We start from the raw sequence: 17,587 nt of genomic DNA, 5'->3' as shown, positions 1-17,587 counted from the left end.
ACTTCCGCGCCTCCTTTGTCTTTGACGTATCTGCCCAAGGCAGAATGGCGAAAGCGATTGAATTGCGACCCGCCATAATAGAAAGATCGCGCGGACTTGGGAAAAATCAAGCGATCAAGGGCGAAACCCGCAAAAGGGGCGCAGGATTGCGTGCTAAGGAAATGGTTGTGTTAATTTATGGGCTGAAAAACTGCGACACCTGCCGCAAGGCACGAAAAGCGCTGCCAGAGGCGCAGTTGGTCGATGTCCGAGAGGAAGGCGTGCCAGATGCAGTCTTGGCGCAGGCTTATGAGAGGTTTGGTGCTGCGCTGCCTAATACCCGCTCAACGACTTGGCGGAGTTTGGATGAGGATGCTCGCGCCCAAGACCCCCTTGCGCTGCTCAGGGCATATCCAGCCCTAATGAAGCGCCCTCTTATTGCTGTGGGTGATGCGCTTTTTATTGGTTGGAGCAAAGAGGTAGAGGCCGAAGTTAAAGCGATGCTTTAACTTTTGTGCCCAAGCCATTGATCCAGTGACAGCGGGCCGGCACCCTTTACAATTAGGACCGAGAGTAAGAAGATCCAAAGTGCTCGTTGGTCCAGAATGGGGGCGTCTGGAAACCTGTCAAACCAGCTACCAAGCGCGCTCCACTGGCCATGCCCGAAAAGATCGGTCAGCGATTGAACCGTGACAAAGCCAATCATGGCCAAGGCCGACAGCCGGGTAAATAGTCCCAGCACGATCAGAATGGGCAGGATAAACTCTGCCAATGTCCCGGCCACGACAACAATCCAATGAAGCAGCCCAAGCGCATCACTGTCATAGCCTACCGCCTCAAATGCGCGGGGAAAGATTTGTGCATAAGCACCGGTGGAGGGGCTGAGGATGCCCAAGGGGCCATCGCCAAGTTTGGTGACACCAGCATTCACGAAGTAGACCAGCAGCACTGCTGCAAAGAGGAAACGGGCAAGGGTGGAAAGCAACCAATCGGCCGATTCAAGGCGGTCGGTGGCGTGGCGATAGAGGCCAAGAAGTTGGCTCATTGGGTGTCCTCCGTAGAAATCGCACTGAAAATGCCGTGGCTTAGTGCAAGGGTCAGTGTGGCGGCCAAATCAAACTCAGGTTGAATGTCGACAGTGGCACCATGAGCCTCACCGAAAGTCGTTCCCTCGGCGAGGTGAGACAGCCATGTGGCGCCGCCGGGTGGTAGCAGATGGGGCGCGGGGTCATAGGCGGGCCGGGCAATAACCACGTCTTGAGGGATGTTGCGTGGCTTCGGCGCAGCCTCCGTAAAGTTGTAGCGCCAAATGTCGAAGAGCGGCCAGCGTGAGCGCAGAATGCGCGTCGCAGGCGCTATGGTGAATCTGGCAGCCATCAAGGCGTTAGATGCAAGCGTCTGGAGCACCAGTGGATCAAGTGCGGGAGCATCGGCCGCGTGGTAGGATGACCGCAGGGCAAGATCGAGCCGGGCGGCATCGGCAAGGTATTCAACCTTGGCCAAAGGGGCGAAGCCGGCGATGAATGTGGGGAACTCGGCACCGTAATGCATCATAAGCGGCGATGTCGGTGGATACGCCCGCACATAAAGCGGGGCCAATTCGGCGAAATTGCGGACACCGATCAGCTTGCGAACCAGCGGAAACGCTACTTCGAGCGCGGAGATCAACGAATGAGTGACGTTGTTGCGGTAGACACCATAACGCGCCCCTGCGGGTTGCCCGTTGCCGTCACGTAGGCCCGCAGGCACGGGGCGAGAGGGGTCAAGCAGTGCTGCGCGGAAATCGCGTTGATCTGTCACACCAGCACCTGCGCGGCGCGCTCTGCCTCGGCCCGTAGTACGGACCAGTCGGGCACGTCATTGTCCCACTCTACCAAAACAGGCTTTGGCCCAGTTTGCTCCAGTGTGTAGGACAGCAATTCCCAAACCGGGTCGACGACCGCTTTGCCGTGACTATCAATCAGCAAAGGCGCGCCGTGGTCATCGGTGTCGTCGTCATGCCCGCCGACATGAATTTCACCGACATGCTCAGTCGGAAAGGCATCAATGTAGTCTTGAGGGGAAAGCCCGAGGTTCGTCGCGGAAATGAAGACATTGTTGACATCCAGCAAGAGACCGCAGTCAGTTTGCCGGGTAAGCTCGGTCAAAAAGTCGGTTTCCGACAAGTCTGATTCCGCGAAGGCAAGGTAGCTGGAAGGGTTTTCGAGCAACATTTGTCGCCCCAGCTGGTCCTGCACCTGATTGATATGCGCCGCGACGCGGGCAAGCGTTGCCTCGGTATAAGGCAGAGGCAGGAGATCGTTAAGATACTCCATCCCATGCGTCGACCATGCCAAATGTTCTGAAAAAGACGCGGGCTGTGTTCGGTCACAAAGAGTTTTGAGCCGGGCAAGGTGATCTGTATCCAGTGGCCCTTCGCCGCCGATCGACAGTCCTACGCCATGCACTGACAACGCGAAATTCTCTTGTAGCGCGCGCAGTTGCGCATGAGGGCGGCCCCCATCACCCATGTAATTCTCCGCATGGATTTCGATCCAGCGCACCGGGCCGGGGTCAGCCATCAAGGCATCGAAATGCCGGGCTTTATATCCGACGCCAGGAGCATTCGGCAGTGTGGTGAGGGGGAGGGTATCGTCGCGCATATCGGCCTCCGGCGTGTTGCGGGGCGGGGTTCCGGGCGGGGATGCCGCCCGGAACGCTATAGATTAAGCGGGCAGGTCGCGGTCGAGCGCTTCCAGAGAGCCGGTCCGCTCGGTGCCGTCTGCCATGGCAGGCAGTTCGATGTCGGCACAGGTGCCTTCGTCAACGAGGGTCCATGCGTTGCCTTGGTAATCGGTCACAGAGGTGCCCGCGCAGGTAGTGCCGGGGCCCGCCGCGCAGTCGTTCTCACCGGCCAGCGAAACGCCAAAGCATTTCTCTTGCGAAGCGGCGGTGGCGGTGGTGGCGTGGCTGCTCAGCGCGGCGGCGACGGCCCCTGCGATGGCGGCGGTTTTGAGTGTGGTGGACATTGTCGTTTCCTTCCTGATGGTTTGAACAGGTTTACTAGAGCAGCCTGCTTCCTCACAAGCCAGTCACGAGGGAGTGTGTCACGGTCCCGTCAGAAATCACGCTGAAAACTAGCGAAAATTGTAACCTTCCCGCGCAGGAAGGGAAGGATTGTTACAAAAACGCTCCGGCGGGCAGGGGCCAAGCTGCCCGCAAGACCGCCGGAGCGCAGATTTGTTACAAGCCGTTAGCGCAGGTCAGGCGGGGTCGCGTCCTGCGCCAGTTCGGCGGTGAGTGCATCCAGCGGCTGAACCGAAGTCTGCTTTTGTCCCAGACGGCGCACGGAAACGGTACGCTCTTCAACCTCACGCGCCCCGACGGCGAGGATCACCGGCACTTTGCCGACCGAATGCTCACGGACTTTGTAGTTGATCTTCTCATTGCGCATGTCGGCTTCCGCACGCACACCAGCGGCTTTCAGGGTCTCGACGACCTCGGCCACATAGTCATCCGCTTCAGACGTGATGGAAGCCACGACCACCTGACGCGGGGCCAGCCAAAAGGGCAGCTTGCCCGCGTGTTCTTCGATCAGGATGCCGATGAAGCGCTCGAACGAGCCAAGGGTCGCGCGGTGCAGCATAACCGGGCGGTGCTTGTTGCCGTCTTGCCCGATGAAACTTGCCTCGAGCCGCTCGGGCAGGTTCGCGTCGACTTGAAGGGTGCCGCATTGCCAGTTGCGCCCGATGGCGTCGGTCAGAGTGAACTCCAGCTTCGGCCCGTAGAAGGCGCCTTCGCCCTCCAGCACCTCAAAGTCATAGCCGGCGGCCTTGCAGGCATCGCCAAGCGCCTGCTCCATATTGTCCCATGTCTCATCGGAACCAATCCGCTTTTCCGGGCGGGTGGAGAGCTTGATGGTCCAGTTCTCAAACCCGAGGTCGGCATAGACCTTGGAGAGGAAAGCGATGAACTTGGCGGTTTCCGAGGTGATCTGTTCTTCGGCGCAGAAGATATGCCCGTCGTCCTGAGTAAAGCCGCGCACCCGCATGATGCCGTGCAGCGCCCCCGAGGGCTCATAGCGCGCGCAGGATCCGAACTCAGCCATGCGCAGCGGCAGGTCGCGGTAGGATTTCAGGCCCTGGTTAAACACCTGCACGTGGCAGGGGCAGTTCATCGGCTTGAGCGCGTTCACCGCCTTTTCGCGGGCATGCTCCTCATCGACCTCAACGATGAACATGTTCTCTTGGTACTTGTCCCAGTGGCCGGATTTTTCCCAGAGCTTGCGGTCCACGACCTGCGGAGTGTTCACCTCGACATAGCCGTCGCGGTCTTGCATGCGGCGCATGTAGTCCTGCAGGGTGGTGTAGATGCGCCAGCCATTAGGGTGCCAGAAGACTTGGCCCGGTGCCTCTTCCTGCATGTGGAACAGGCCCATCTCTTTGCCCAGCTTGCGGTGGTCACGCTTGGCGGCTTCTTCGAGCATGTTGAGATGCGCGCGCAGCTTTTCCTTGCCGGTGAAAGCCACGCCGTAGATGCGTTGCAGCATGGCGCGGCTGCTGTCGCCGCGCCAATAGGCGCCAGCGATGGACATCAGCTTGAAGGCATCGCCCGGCACTTGGCCGGTGTGTTGCAGGTGCGGGCCACGGCAGAGGTCTTGCCAGTCGCCGTGCCAATACATGCGCAGCGGCTCATCGCCGGGGATCGCCTCGATCAGCTCGACTTTATAAGGCTCGTTCAGGTCTTCGTAATGTTTGATCGCGCGGGCACGGTCCCAAACCTCGGTGCGGACGGGAGCGCGTTTGTTGATGATCTCTTTCATCTTCTTTTCGATCGCGCCGAGGTCTTCGGGGGTGAAGGGCTCTTTGCGGTCAAAGTCGTAATACCAGCCATCCTTGATCACCGGGCCGATGGTGACCTTGGTGTCGGGCCAGATTTCCTGCACAGCGCGGGCCATGATATGCGCAAGGTCGTGTCGCACCAACTCATTGGCCTGCTCTTCGTCAGACATGGTGTGGATCGCGATGCTGGCGTCGGCTTCGATCGGCCAAGCCAGATCGTAATGTGCGCCGTTGACGGTGGCGCTGATGGCCTTTTTGCCCAGCGATTTAGAGATGTCGGCGGCCACTTCGCCAGCGGTGATACCGGCGTCATATTGGCGGCTATTGCCATCGGGAAAGGTGAGGGAGATTTGGGCCATCTTGGGCGCTCCTCGTCGGTTTGGCGCCTACGAGACGCCCGGTTGCGGGTTATGTGTTGGGCCTATGTGGCGGGGCGGGGGCAGCTTGTCAATGCTGGCACGAGGGCGCGCTGAAAAGTTGCGCGATGCGGGCGGCGCGCTATGTCAGGCGGGCAACAACGAGGACCGGCCAGATGCAAGACGACACGGCGCAGCGCGCTTTTGAGACGATTTCGGGGGCAGATGACCCGGCACCGGGGTTGGACGACAGCGCACAGCAGGCCGAGGCGCGCAATGGGCTGCGCCATATCGTGTCGCTGTCGATGACCAAGGTCGCGGACGGGTTAATCGACCCAAAGCTGGTGTTGGCATGGCTGCTGAGCGCCCTTGGCGCGCCTGCGATTTTCGCGGGTGCCCTGGTGCCGATCCGCGAGGCCGGGTCGCTGTTGCCGCAGATCGCGCTGGCAGGAGTGGTCGAACGGATGGCGCGGCGCAAATGGGCGTGGGTCGTGGGCTCGGTCGGGCAGGGGGTGGCGGCGGCGTTGATCGTGCTTGCAGCGCTCAGTCTTGAGGGGGCCGCAGCGGGCTATGCGGTTTGCGCGGCCTTGGCGCTGCTGGCTGTGTGCCGGGCTGCCTGTTCGGTCTCGTTTAAGGACATCCTTGGCAAGACCGTTGGAAAGACGCGGCGCGGATCGGTGACCGGGCTGGCGGGGTCTGCCTCCTCGATCGGAGTGGTGATCTTTGCGGGGTTGCTGATGTCTGGCCTGTTTCAGAGCCGGGGCGTCGTCGTCGCGGCAATCGCGCTGGCGGCGGCTCTGTGGATCGGCGCTGCGTTGTTGTTTTCAACGATCAAGGAGACTCCAAGCGAGACCGAAGAGGCCAATGGCGTCGATTTCAATCTGTTGCGCGGCAATCGCGACCTGTGGCTTTTCATTCTGGTGCGCGGCCTATTGGTATCGACCGCCCTTGCGCCGCCCTATCTGGTGGTGCTGGCGGGGTCGTCCGAGGCGGGTCAGTTGGGCCAACTGGGCGCTTTGGTGTTGGCCTCGGCACTGGCGTCTTTGGTCAGTTCCTACGTCTGGGGGCGGCTGTCGGATATGTCGAGCCGCCGGGTGCTGATGCTGACAGGAATCGTGGGCGCGGTGGCGATAGCGCTGGCGGTGCTGCTGTGGTTTCTTGGCATGGCGCAGGCGGTCTGGGCGATGCCTGCCGTGCTCTTTATCCTGATGATCGCATATCACGGAGTGCGGCAGGGACGGTCGACCTATCTGGTTGATATGGCACCCAAAGACAGCCGCGCGGCCTATGCTGCCGTTAGTAATACGGTGATTGGGGTTCTGTTGCTGCTGGCGGGGGTGCTGGGCGGAGGGGCCGCGTTGATCGGGCCGCAGGCGACGCTGATGTTGTTCGCTGCGATGGCCGTTGCAGCGGCGGTTCTCGCCCATTGGCTGCCCGAGGTGGAGCATTTGGCTGAGGACTGACTTGCCCTCAACCGCGCCGATGCCCATGATTACGCCAAAGACGGAGGCAGCATGTCAGACAGCAAATTCATCGACACCCCAGAAGGGCGGCGCATCGCGTATCACAAGACCGACGGGGCGGGGCCTTGCGTGGTGTTCTTGGGCGGGCTGAAGTCCGACATGATGGGAACCAAGGCGGTCTTTCTCGAAGACTGGGCGCGGGCCGAGGGGCGTGCGTTTCTGCGGTTCGACTATTCGGGCCACGGTGAATCCTCAGGCAACTTTGCTGAAGGCTGCATCGGCGATTGGCACGAAGACACGCTGGCCGCTGTGGGCGCGTTGACGGAGGGGCCGCTGATCGTCGTGGGGTCGTCTATGGGCGGCTGGCAGGCGCTGTTGTTGGCCCGGCATCTGGCAGAGCGTATTGCCGGGCTGGTGGGCATCGCGGCTGCACCTGACTTTACCGAAGACGGCTATTGGGCAAATTTCACCGAAGCGCAGAAACAGACACTGGCGGAGGTCGGGCAGGTCGAGTTGCCGTCGGACTATATGGAGCCCTATGTCATCACCCGACGCATGATTGAAGATGGACGCAAGCGGCTGGTGCTGCGTGACCCTCTGACACTGCCGTTTCCCGTGCGACTGCTACAAGGCACCGCAGATACCGCCGTCAGCACTGCAACGGCCGTTCGGTTGTTAGAGCACGCCCAAAGCACCGATATGCACCTGACATTGGTCAAAGACGCCGACCACCGCTTTTCAGATGCGCATTGTCTGGCGTTGATTGTGCAGGCAATCGAAGAGGTGTCGGCCCAATAAGGTCGAACGCGGTATGCGTGGGCGGGCATGGAACCGCCGATGCACCCTGCGCCCCGATGCCACCCCAAAATACCCATGTTATGAGGCAGCCAAACCCAAGGGGAACGGCATGAAACCACGTCATTTCAACTGCATAACTGACCAGAAAGCCGCGCATGGCTGAGCCGCTCGTTCTATTGCCCGGTATGATGTGTGACGCCCGTGCATTTGCCCCGCAGATCGAGGCGCTTTCGCCCCGATCGACGGTAGTGCTGGCCCCGATCACCCAAGGGGAACGGATAGAAGAGATCGCCTCAGGTCTTTTGGATCAACTGCCGCAGCGTTTCGCGCTGGTGGGGCAGGGAATGGGCGGCGTTGTGGCGCTGGAATTGCTGCGCCGGGCCCCCGATCGCATCAGCCGCATCGCCTTGCTGGCCACCCATGTATTGGCCGAACTTCCGGCGATTGCAGCCGACCGTGAGCCGCAGATCGTTATGGCACAGTCAGGAAAACTGCGAGAGGCGATGCAGTCGCGTATGGCGTCGGGCTTTCTTGCGCCCGGCGTTGGGCGTGCCGAAGTGCTGACACGTGCGATGGAAATGGCCGAGACGCTGGGCGGCGATGTTTTTGTGCGCCAATCCCGTGCGCTACAACGCCGCCGAGACCAACAAGCAGTGCTGCGCAAATGCAGAGTGCCAGCGCTGGTGCTTTGCGGCGAACATGACGCGCTTTGCCCGGTTAAACGTCATGCTTTCATGGCCGAAATGATCCCTTATGCCAAGCTAACAGTGCTGGAGGATGCAGGCCATATGCCCAGTCTTGAGCAACCAGAGGCCACAACCGCCGCGCTGCGCGACTGGATGCAGCAACCTCTGGCGCTGTAATGGGGCAGCGGATTAGGCCGCTGCTGGTTTTGTTGGCGCTTTCGACTTGTTGGGCTCAGCCTTCTCGGGCCTTTTTGCTTGGGGCTTTTGCGGCTCAGGCGTGCCATTGTTGGCATCGATAAAGTCCAGCACCAAGGGCCGGATGTTGTTGCGCCAGCTCTTGCCCGCGAAAATCCCGTAGTGGCCCGCGCCTTCTTCGAGATGGCTCGCCTTTTTGGAATCTGGCAGGCCGGTCAGCAGATCAAGGGCCGCAATACACTGGCCGGGGGCCGAGATGTCATCCTTGCTGCCCTCAACCGTTTTGACCGCGACAGTTGTGATCTTTCCAATATCGACCTGACGGCCCGCCACGGTAAAGACATTCCGCGCAATCTCGCGTTCTTTGAAGACGCGCTGCACGGTCGACAGATAAAACTCCGCCGGCATGTCCATCACGGCGAGGTATTCGTCGTAGAACTTGTTGTGTTTGTCATGCTCATGCGCCGCTTTTTGCGCCACGCGGGTGATCTGATTGGTGAACGCATCGCGGTGGGTGTCATTGTTCATCGAGATGAAAGACGCCAGTTGCAACAGCCCCGGATAGACCTTGCGGCCCACGCCCGCATATTTGAACCCAACCTGCTGGATCATCATCTGCTCAAGCTGGCCCATGGTCACGCTATGGCCAAAGTCGGTCACATCGGTGGGTTTGGCATCGGGGTCAATCGGACCGCCGATCAATGTCAGCGTGCGCGGCTGTGCTTCGGGCGCTTCCTCGGCCAGATAGGCGGTGGCGGCGAGGGTCAAAGGCGCAGGCTGGCAGACCGCGATCACATGGGTGTCGGGGCCAAGGTGATGCATGAAATCAACGAGGTAGAGCGTATAATCCTCGATGTCGAACTTGCCCGCACTAACTGGAATATCGCGCGCGTTATGCCAGTCTGTCACATAGACGTCGCAATCAGGCAGCAAGGAGATCACGGTGGACCGAAGGAGCGTAGCATAATGACCCGACATCGGCGCGACCAAAAGAACCTTGCGGCCCGTCTCTTCGCGGCCCTGCACAGTAAACTTCAGCAGATCGCCAAAGGCGCGCTCCATCACGGGCTCGATGCTGACCAGACAGTCTTGGCCCTTGGCGCCGACCACCGGGGGAATGTTCCAATCGGGCTTCACCACCATGCGGGCAAAGCTCCGTTCCGTCACCTCGCCCCATGCCGCCAACCATTCCATCGCAGGGTTTGGAAACAGAGAGAAAGCCGGGTAGGATGCCATGGCGAGGGCAGAGGCGCCGAGCCATTGATTGGTGTTCCGGATGGACTCCATCATGTCGTAGGTGGCCATGTAGCGCATGTGGGGGCTCCTTTATGCTGCACCTGCGAAGATAGGAGGTAAGGGTTAAGATGACAACAGAATCCGAAAGTTCAGACCCATCGGCACCCGCAGCACTGTCGCGGATGGCCCAAAACCTTAAGAAAGTTGAGGCGTTAACCGAACGTCTGACCCGCGTGATGGCCTCTCGCGAGGGGCACCAGCCCGCACTGGACGCGCCTAATCAACAGCTTTTTGCGAAGGCCGCGCAGTCCTATTGGGCCGAAGCGATGACCAATCCGGCACGTTTGATGGAGCATCAAATGGGCTATTGGACCAAATCGGTCACCCATTTCGTCGAGGCGCAGCAGGCGCTCGCCAGCGGTGCGGTGGCCCCAGTGGCGGATGACAGCGTGCCCGACAAACGCTTTGCCAATCCGCTTTGGCAGACCCATCCCTATTTCAGCTTTATCAAACAGCAGTATCTGATCAACGCCGAGGCGCTGCGCCAAGCCGTCGAAGACGCCCAAGACATGGATCCTGCGGAAAAGAAACGGCTGGTCTATTTCAGCCAGCAGATCATCGCGATGATGTCGCCGACCAATTTCCTTGCCACCAACCCTGACGTGTTGGAGCGCGCGGTTGAGACCGAGGGCGAAAGTCTTGTGAAGGGGCTTGAGAATTTGATCGCCGATCTAGAGGCGAACAACGGTGAGTTGGTCGTGAAACTCGCCGATGACAGCGCGTTTGAGTTGGGTCGTAACATCGCCACCACGCCGGGCAAGGTGGTGTTTCGCAACCGCATGTTCGAGTTGATCCAATACACGCCCAGCACCGAAGAGGTGCACAAAACCCCGCTACTGATCTTCCCGCCTTGGATCAACAAATTCTACATCCTCGACCTCAAGGCCCAAAACAGCCTTGTGAAATGGCTGGTCGATCAGGGCTATACGCTTTTTGTGGTGTCGTGGGTCAACCCCGATGCCAGCTATGCGCAGATCGGGATGGAAGATTACGTCGAAGAGGGCTACCTTACTGCCATCGAAGAGGTGAAAGCGATCACCGAAGAAAAGCGCGTGAATGTCGTAGGCTATTGTATTGCCGGGACCACGCTCGCTCTGACCCTGTCGCTCCTGAAGAAGCGCGGCGACCCGTCAGTCAAATCGGCGACCTTCTTTACTGCGCTTACTGATTTTTCGGATCAGGGGGAGTTTCAGCCCTTCCTTACCAATGACTTTATCGACGGGATCGAGGCCGAGACGGCGGATAAGGGCATTCTACCATCGGTGGTCATGGCGCGCACCTTTTCCTTCTTACGCTCGAATGATCTGGTCTACGGCCCCGCCGTGCGCAGCTATATGATGGGAGAAACCCCTCCGGCCTTTGATTTGCTTTATTGGAACGGGGACGGGGCCAACCTGCCGGGGCAGATGGCGATGCAATATCTGCGCGGGTTGTGTCAGCGTAATGAATTGGCCGAGGGCGGTTTCAAACTGCTGGGAGAGCGGCTCACGCTGGATGATATCGACTTACCGCTTTGCGCGATTGCCTGTGAAACCGACCATATCGCGCCTTGGAAAGATTGCTATCGCGGTATGCAGCGGATGGGGTCCGAGGACAAAACCTTTATCATGGCGCAGTCCGGCCATATCGCGGGGATCGTGAACCCACCCAGCCGCAACAAGTACGGCCACTATGTTAACGGCGATCTGGGGCAGGACTTTGCGGCATGGCGCGAGGCGGCAAAGTTCCACGAAGGCTCTTGGTGGCCACGTTGGGGCAAGTGGCTGGCCAAACGCGCAGGCAAGATGATTCCCGCGCGTTTCCCGGGAGACGGCGGGCGTGAAACTCTTGCCGATGCGCCGGGTGATTATGTGGCCCGCAAGGCAAGCGATTGATTACGTAACGTAATCTGGCAGTGCTCGATTGCTAATGCTGCAATGCAGAAAAAACTTGAAATGCTGCGCTGCGGCATCTATGTAGGGGTCAGACGCGAATTGAGTGGGTCTTCTCCCGCTCCCCTGCAAATGCAGCTTAAAAGGATAGAGCAATGACCAATACACCTGATATGACCGCGATGTTCAAAGACGTTCTGGGCGCTTTCCCTATGGATAACTCCGCCATGAAAGACGCGTTCAAGAACACAGCAACTCTTAACGAGAAACTGTCCGGCGTTGCGTTTGAGGCAGCCGACAAATCCGCTGACATCTCTACCGCTTGGACCAAAGACACGCTGACCCGCCTGACCGCGATGACCGCAGCGAAGACCGAGCCGACAGACTACGCCAAAGCGATGACCGAGTTTGCATCCGCTTCCGCCGAAGCCGCAGCCGAGCATATGGCCGCCTTTGCCGAAGTTGCGAAGAAAGTTCAGATGGAAACTGTTGAGCTGATGATGTCGGCTGGCAAAGACCTGCAGAACGAAGCGACTGCAACAGCGACTAAGACAGCTGAAAAAGTTCAGACCGCAGCGCAGAAGCCTGCCACGAAGTAAGCCGTTTGGCGGTCCTGCCGCGACGCATAGAGATAGAAAAGGGGCGGGCCTTGCCGGGTCTGCCCCTTTTGTTATGCGCCCTTTCTATTTGCCGATCCCTGTCCTAAGCTGCAATGCAGCACCACTGGCCGGGAGGAATATCATGGCGGAGAAACCAAAGCCCTTGCTGATAAAGCGCTATGCCAGCCGCAGGCTCTACAACACCGAGACCAGCGATTACGTCACATTAGAAGACATCGCCGGTTTCATCCGTGATGGCCGGGAAGTTCAGATTGTCGATCTGAAATCTGGTGATGATCTGACCCGGCAGTATCTGCTGCAGATCATCGCTGAACACGAAAGTCGCGGCGAAGCCGTCTTGCCTGTCGATGTGCTTACCGATTTGGTGCGCAGCTATATGTCGGGCAATGTTTCGGTTGTGCCGCAGTTCTTGCAAGCCTCTTTCGACATGCTGCGCGATGGGCAAAGCAAGGTGGTCGAAAACATGAGTGCGATGAACCCAATGGCCAAGATGCCCGGCATGGAGGCGATGCAGGCGCAGCAAGAAGCCTTCATGAAAGCAATGACCGGCGGCTGGGCCAAATCCACCGCCCCAGAGCCGCCGAGCCAGCAGGCGGAACAGGGCGATGATCTGGATGCGATTAAAAAGCAGTTGGCGGAGTTGCAGGATAAATTGTCAAAGATGAACTGAGTTTGCCATCAGTGAGATTGATATGAGGGAGCCCATGTGCTCCCTCATTTTCGTTTAGGGCTTACGCCGCCCGCGCGTCGGCGACATCCGCCAATGCCCTCAGGATCACATTCGCCACCGCATTGATCTCAGCTAGGGTCAATTGCACCGGCAGGCGCACATCACATGCACGCATTAACATGGCACGTGTGCGGGGAAGGTCGGGTAGGTCTTCGATGAATTGCCAGTTCCAGAAGGCGCGGGCGTTGTCGGTGCTTTGGCCAAAGACCTGTACTTTGACGCCTGCCGTCTCTGCCGTTTCAGCAAAGGCACGGACCTTTGCGTCGGAAAGGCCGACCAGATTGAATTGGATCGAATCCGGGGCGCGCGTCTCTCCGGGGAGGGGGCTGGGCACGTCGATCAGGGGCGAGGCCGCAAGCCGGGCAGCCATGTGATCGTGGTTGCGTAAACCGTCAGCCACGCGGCGCGGCAGATGCGGCAGTTGCGGGCGAATGATCGCGGCCGAGAGGTTCGACATGCGCAAATTGTAAAGCGGCAGCCGGTTCTGCCACTTGGCAAAGCTGTCCTGTAGGGCGGCATGTTTCTTCCAGTTATGCTCATAAGCGCCCGACATGATGATGGCCCGCGCCACCAGATCGGCGTCATCGGTGATCAGGATGCCGCCTTCGCCCGCATTGATCATCTTGTAGGACTGGAAGGAAAAACAGCCGACCTTGCCAATGGTCCCGATCTTCCGTCCCCGCCAGAGCGTGCCCAGCGAATGGGCGGCGTCTTCGATCACCGGCACGCCAGCGGCCTCGCAAAGCCCCATGATCGCATCCATATCCGAGGTATGCCCCCGCATATGGCTGATGATCACGGCCTGAACGCTCGGCAGTTTGGCGGCGAAATCCTCCAAATCGACGCGGTAATTCTCGCCCACTTCACAAAGCACCGGTTTGCAGCCTGCGTGGATCACCGCAGAGGGCACGGCGGCGAAAGTAAACCCGGGGATCAGCACCGACACCTCTTTCGGCAGGTCCAAGGCGAGCAAGGACAGAAACAGCGCGGCAGAGCATGAAGAAACGGCCAGCGCATATTTGCTGCCCATCATCCGCGCGAATTCGACCTCAAGCAGGGAAACAGGCGCGTCCTTCGCAGCGGTGTAGCGAAAAAGATCGCCACTTTGCAAAAGCTCCGCAACGGCGGCCTCCGCTTCGGCAGGGATCGGTTCGGCGCGGTGCATGTCGGGCAGAGTCATATTTCAAAATCCTGAATAATGATTTCCAGAATAGTAAAACAATCCACCGCGCAAACCAAGGGGGATGCCCCCACAACTGGTCACCCCCTCTTTATCTTCATCCTTTCTCAAATACCCGCGGGGGAATCGCGCCCCGGGCGCGATGGGGGCAGGGCCCCCACATTTCCCCGGCCAGCTCCAAACCGTAGCCGCCTGCGATAGGCCTAAAGCCTAAATCAAAGCCCGAGCCGATCCCGCGTCGCGTACCAAAGCATGGCTAGCACCAAAAGCGGGCTGCGCAGAGACGCGCCGCCGGGGAAAGCCTGCGTCGGGATCGCGGCCATCGTGTCGAACCCATCGGCATTGCCTTCGATCGCCTTGGCCATCAGATAGCCCGCGTGGGTCGCCGTACCGACCCCGTGGCCAGAGTAGCCTGAGGCCGAGAGGATATTGGGCGCAAGCCGCGCGACATAGGGCAGGCGTTTCATGGTAATGCCAAGGGTGCCGCCCCAAGCATAGTCAATCTTCACATCCTTCAATTGCGGAAAGACCTGCGACATCGGTTTGCGCACCTTGGCGGCGATGTCCTGCGGAAAGCGGTAGCCATAGCTTTCGCCGCCACCAAAAAGCAGCCGACCGTCATTCGACAGGCGGAAGTAGTTCACGACAAATCGGCTGTCGGCCACGGCCACGTCGCGCGGCAGCACGTCTTTCACCCGGTCTCCCAAGGGTTCTGTTGCGGCAATGAAGTTGTTGATCGGCATGACCCTAGCCGCCACTTCACCATTCAAATTGCCCAGATAGCCATTGCAGGCCAGCACCACATGGTCGGCGGTGACGCTGCCGGTGGCGGTCTGCACGATGGCTTTGCTGCCTTCGACGATATTCTCGGCCGGACTCGTCTCATGGATACGCACGCCTGCCGCTGCGGCGGCGCGGGCGAGGCCAAGCGCGTAGTTCAGCGGATGTAGATGCGCCGCACCCATATCGAGCACACCGCCCTTGTAGTCGGGCGAGGGGCAGACGGATTGCAACGCGGCGTGATCCAACACCTCGATCTCATCATAGCCGTAGTGCTTTTGCAGATGCTCCGCATAGTCGTGTAGATGCCGCACGTCAGAGGTGGTCGATCCGGTCCATGCCACGCCGGGTTTCAGGTGGCAGTCGATCTCATGCTTTGCGATCAGTGATTTGACGAGGTTTTTGGCCTCTTGTCCCATCTCCCAGAGCTTGCTGGCATGCTCTTGGCCCAGCATCTTTTCCAGACCGTCCTGCTCAACACGCTGGCCCGACCCCAACTGCCCGCCATTGCGGCCCGACGCACCGAACCCCACGCGCTGCGCGTCCAACAGCACCACGTCATAGCCCGCTTCGGCCAGATGCAGCGCAGCCGATAGGCCGGTATAGCCCGCGCCAACGACACAGACATCGGCCTTCGTATCGCCCTGAAGCGGCGGGTAGGCCCTGTGCTTCGTGGCGGTGGCGGCGTACCAGCTTGTGGGATACTGGCCGGGCGTGTCGTTGGCGTAGAGCAGGTTCATCGGGCCTCCGGGCGTTAGACGTTCATCAGCAGATGTTCACGTTCCCAAGGCGAGATGACCTGAAGGAACTCCTCATATTCCGCCCGTTTCACGATGGAATAGACGCGGGCGAACTCCGGACCCAAAGCCTCGTGCAACTCTGTGGCTTCCTCGAAGAGGTCAAGCGCTTGGCCCAGAACTTGGGGGATGTCCCCTTCGCCGACATAGGCGTCACCTTTGAATTCGGGCAGCGGTTCTTTCTGCTGGATCAGGCCCAGATAGCCGCAGGCGAGGCTGGCGGCGATGCCGAGGTAGGGGTTGCAATCCATCCCCGCGAGACGGTTCTCAACCCGGCGCGATTTTGGCCCCGAGAGCGGCACGCGGATGCCTGTGGTCCGGTTGTCGCGGCCCCACTCAAGGTTGATCGGCGCGGCGTGATCCTTGACGTAGCGGCGGTAGGAGTTGACGTAGGGCGCGATCACGGCCAGCGCCGAGGGCATGTGGTTTTGCAGCCCAGCAATGAAATGCTGGAAGGGTGCAGTCTCTTCCCCATCCGCATCGACAAAGATGTTTTCGCCGGTTTTCACGTCCAGCACCGAATGGTGGATATGCATCGCGCTGCCCGGCTCATCGGCGATGGGTTTGGCCATGAAGGTGGCATAGCACTCGTGCCGCATCGCCGCTTCGCGGATCAGCCGTTTGAAATAGAAGACCTCATCGGCGAGCCGCACCGGATCGCCGTGTTGGAGGTTGATCTCAAGTTGGCCAGCGCCGCCTTCCTGGGTGATGCCGTCGATCTCAAAACCCTGCGCCTCGGCGAAGTCATAGATGTCGTCGATGACGGGGCCGAACTCATCCACGGCGGTCATCGAATAGGCCTGCCGCGCCGCTGCGGGCCGGCCCGAGCGGCCCATCATCGGTTGAATTTCCTTGGCCGGATCGATGTTGCGCGCCACAAGGAAGAATTCCATCTCAGGGGCCACCACAGGCTCCCACCCCTTGTCGCGGTAGAGTTGCACCACGCGCTTCAGGACGTTGCGCGGCGAATAGGGCACTGGCTCATTGTTGCGGTCGAAAGCGTCGTGGATCACCTGAAGCGTCCAGTCGCCGGTCCATGGGGCGGCGGTGGCCGTGTCCATATCCGGGCGCAGAATCATGTCTTTTTCGATAAACCCGTCATCGCCCGCCGCTTCGCCCCATTCGCCGGTGATGGTCTGGTAAAAGATACTGTCGGGCAAATGAAAGTAATCCTGCCGCGCGAATTTCGATGCCGGGACGGCCTTGCCGCGGGCGATGCCGGGCAGGTCGGGGATGATACATTCCACTTCGTCCAGACGCCGGCCCTCAAGATAGGCGCGCGCCGCTTCGGGTAGTGCTTCTGTCCAATCCTCGGCCATCAGGCCCTCTCTTTCCTGTTGTCTTTAAAGAATGCGGCCATTTGGTCCGCGATTTTTTGGTTATCGATGGGGCCACCAAGCGCGGCGGTGGCCTGTTCAAGCTGGTGGTCTGGCACCACGCCCTTGCCACGGGTCTTGATCAGACCGTCAATGAAGTCATGCCCGAATTCGGGGTGCGGCTGAACCGTCCAGATGCGGTTGTCATAGGCCAGCGCGGCATAGGGGCAGAAATCAGACGAGGCGACGACCTTCGCACCCTCGGGCAGTTCGACAACCTGATCTTGATGCCATGCGTTGAGCGCCAGCTTGTCTCCGTCCATGTCGTATTCGGTGCGGCCAATCGACCAGCCGCCGGTGAACTTTTCAACCTTGCCACCCAGTGCTTGGGCAATGATCTGATGGCCGAAACAGACGCCAATCATCGGGCGGCCATCGGCATAGGTCTCGCGGATGAAATCCTCCAACGGGGGGATCCAGTCGTGATCCTCGTAAGCGCCGTGTTTGGACCCGGTGATGAGCCAGCCATCGGCCTCACTCACGCCTTCCGGGAAGATGCCATCAACGACCGACCAGATCTGAAAGCCAAAGTCATGACCGTCCAGAAGCTTGGTGAACATTTCGCCATAGTCCCCAAGCTCTTTGCGGAAGTCATCGGGGGAATGGCCGGTTTGCAGAATGCCGATTTTCATGTGTCACC

General features: G+C 59.7%; 17 protein-coding genes. 7 read left to right on the top strand and 10 right to left on the bottom strand.

Translation table 11 applies throughout. From position 1 onward, the window contains the following. The first annotated feature begins 44 nt into the window (after window positions 1-44). The gene (locus BM229_RS06315; RefSeq protein WP_338117453.1) at window positions 45-488 is read left to right on the top strand and encodes an ArsC/Spx/MgsR family protein; all 444 of its coding nucleotides are present in this window, start codon (window positions 45-47) and stop codon (window positions 486-488) included. On the opposite strand, the gene BM229_RS06310 is transcribed toward BM229_RS06315, so the two are convergent. The 5 genes from BM229_RS06310 to thrS form a co-directional block, all read right to left on the bottom strand. Further along, on the bottom strand, window positions 485-1,024 hold the full coding sequence (locus BM229_RS06310; RefSeq protein ID WP_093926771.1) for a DoxX family protein: 540 nt from the start codon (window positions 1,022-1,024) through the stop codon (window positions 485-487). The two genes, BM229_RS06315 and BM229_RS06310, sit on opposite strands and share 4 nt — an antisense overlap. Next, the gene (locus BM229_RS06305; RefSeq protein ID WP_093926770.1) at window positions 1,021-1,779 is read right to left on the bottom strand and encodes an HvfC/BufC N-terminal domain-containing protein; all 759 of its coding nucleotides are present in this window, start codon (window positions 1,777-1,779) and stop codon (window positions 1,021-1,023) included. Before BM229_RS06305 ends, BM229_RS06310 begins: the two co-directional genes overlap by 4 nt. Next, window positions 1,776-2,621 carry an MNIO family bufferin maturase gene (bufB, locus tag BM229_RS06300; protein ID WP_093926769.1) on the bottom strand — a complete coding sequence of 282 codons (846 nt, stop codon included), beginning with the start codon at window positions 2,619-2,621 and terminating at the stop codon, window positions 1,776-1,778. Before bufB ends, BM229_RS06305 begins: the two co-directional genes overlap by 4 nt. Before the next feature lie 63 nt (window positions 2,622-2,684). Further along, entirely contained in the window at window positions 2,685-2,987 is a 303-nt protein-coding gene (locus BM229_RS06295; protein ID WP_093926768.1) for a BufA1 family periplasmic bufferin-type metallophore, read from the bottom strand. A gap of 224 nt (window positions 2,988-3,211) precedes the next feature. Further along, entirely contained in the window at window positions 3,212-5,158 is a 1,947-nt protein-coding gene (thrS, locus tag BM229_RS06290) for a threonine--tRNA ligase (RefSeq protein WP_093926767.1), read from the bottom strand. Window positions 5,159-5,331: 173 nt separating this feature from the next. On the opposite strand from thrS, the gene BM229_RS06285 reads away from it, so the two are divergent. From BM229_RS06285 to BM229_RS06275, 3 genes are all read left to right on the top strand, one after another. Next, on the top strand, window positions 5,332-6,618 hold the full coding sequence (locus tag BM229_RS06285; protein WP_093926766.1) for an MFS transporter: 1,287 nt from the start codon (window positions 5,332-5,334) through the stop codon (window positions 6,616-6,618). Between the two features lie 51 nt (window positions 6,619-6,669). After that, on the top strand, window positions 6,670-7,416 hold the full coding sequence (locus tag BM229_RS06280; protein ID WP_093926765.1) for an alpha/beta hydrolase: 747 nt from the start codon (window positions 6,670-6,672) through the stop codon (window positions 7,414-7,416). A 155-nt stretch (window positions 7,417-7,571) separates the two neighbouring features. Next, entirely contained in the window at window positions 7,572-8,279 is a 708-nt protein-coding gene (locus tag BM229_RS06275) for an alpha/beta fold hydrolase (protein WP_093926764.1), read from the top strand. 12 nt (window positions 8,280-8,291) lie between these two features. Here BM229_RS06275 and phaZ read toward each other — a convergent pair whose 3' ends face one another. Continuing rightward, entirely contained in the window at window positions 8,292-9,611 is a 1,320-nt protein-coding gene (gene phaZ / locus BM229_RS06270) for a polyhydroxyalkanoate depolymerase (protein WP_244152124.1), read from the bottom strand. 50 nt (window positions 9,612-9,661) lie between these two features. Between phaZ and BM229_RS06265 the strand changes: the two genes are divergently transcribed. The 3 genes from BM229_RS06265 (at window position 9,662) to phaR (ending at window position 12,754) form a co-directional block, all read left to right on the top strand. Then, window positions 9,662-11,467 carry a PHA/PHB synthase family protein gene (locus tag BM229_RS06265; protein WP_093926763.1) on the top strand — a complete coding sequence of 602 codons (1,806 nt, stop codon included), beginning with the start codon at window positions 9,662-9,664 and terminating at the stop codon, window positions 11,465-11,467. Between the two features lie 152 nt (window positions 11,468-11,619). Then, on the top strand, window positions 11,620-12,063 hold the full coding sequence (locus BM229_RS06260) for a phasin family protein (RefSeq protein ID WP_093926762.1): 444 nt from the start codon (window positions 11,620-11,622) through the stop codon (window positions 12,061-12,063). Between the two features lie 142 nt (window positions 12,064-12,205). Further along, window positions 12,206-12,754, top strand: a complete 549-nt coding sequence (phaR, locus tag BM229_RS06255; RefSeq protein WP_093926761.1) for a polyhydroxyalkanoate synthesis repressor PhaR — start codon at window positions 12,206-12,208, stop codon at window positions 12,752-12,754. Window positions 12,755-12,815: 61 nt separating this feature from the next. Here the strand turns inward: phaR and BM229_RS06250 are convergent, their stop codons facing one another. From BM229_RS06250 to BM229_RS06235, 4 genes are all read right to left on the bottom strand, one after another. After that, a complete protein-coding gene (locus BM229_RS06250) occupies window positions 12,816-13,994 on the bottom strand; it encodes a DegT/DnrJ/EryC1/StrS family aminotransferase (RefSeq protein WP_093926760.1) in 1,179 nt (392 codons plus the stop codon). Window positions 13,995-14,209: 215 nt separating this feature from the next. Beyond that, window positions 14,210-15,514, bottom strand: a complete 1,305-nt coding sequence (locus tag BM229_RS06245) for an NAD(P)/FAD-dependent oxidoreductase (protein WP_093926759.1) — start codon at window positions 15,512-15,514, stop codon at window positions 14,210-14,212. A 14-nt stretch (window positions 15,515-15,528) separates the two neighbouring features. Next, window positions 15,529-16,890 (bottom strand): glutamine synthetase family protein, encoded by a 1,362-nt coding sequence (locus tag BM229_RS06240; protein WP_093926758.1) that lies wholly within the window; start codon window positions 16,888-16,890, stop codon window positions 15,529-15,531. Next, window positions 16,890-17,579: a type 1 glutamine amidotransferase gene (locus BM229_RS06235; protein WP_093926757.1), complete on the bottom strand. Its 690-nt coding sequence runs from the start codon at window positions 17,577-17,579 to the stop codon at window positions 16,890-16,892. The genes BM229_RS06240 and BM229_RS06235 overlap by 1 nt, the downstream gene beginning before the upstream one ends. Window positions 17,580-17,587 lie beyond the last annotated feature (8 nt).

Origin of the sequence: Sulfitobacter dubius (assembly GCF_900113435.1) — a bacterium.
Lineage (GTDB): Bacteria > Pseudomonadota > Alphaproteobacteria > Rhodobacterales > Rhodobacteraceae > Sulfitobacter > Sulfitobacter dubius.
This window is presented reverse-complemented; position numbering and strand designations above follow the sequence as displayed.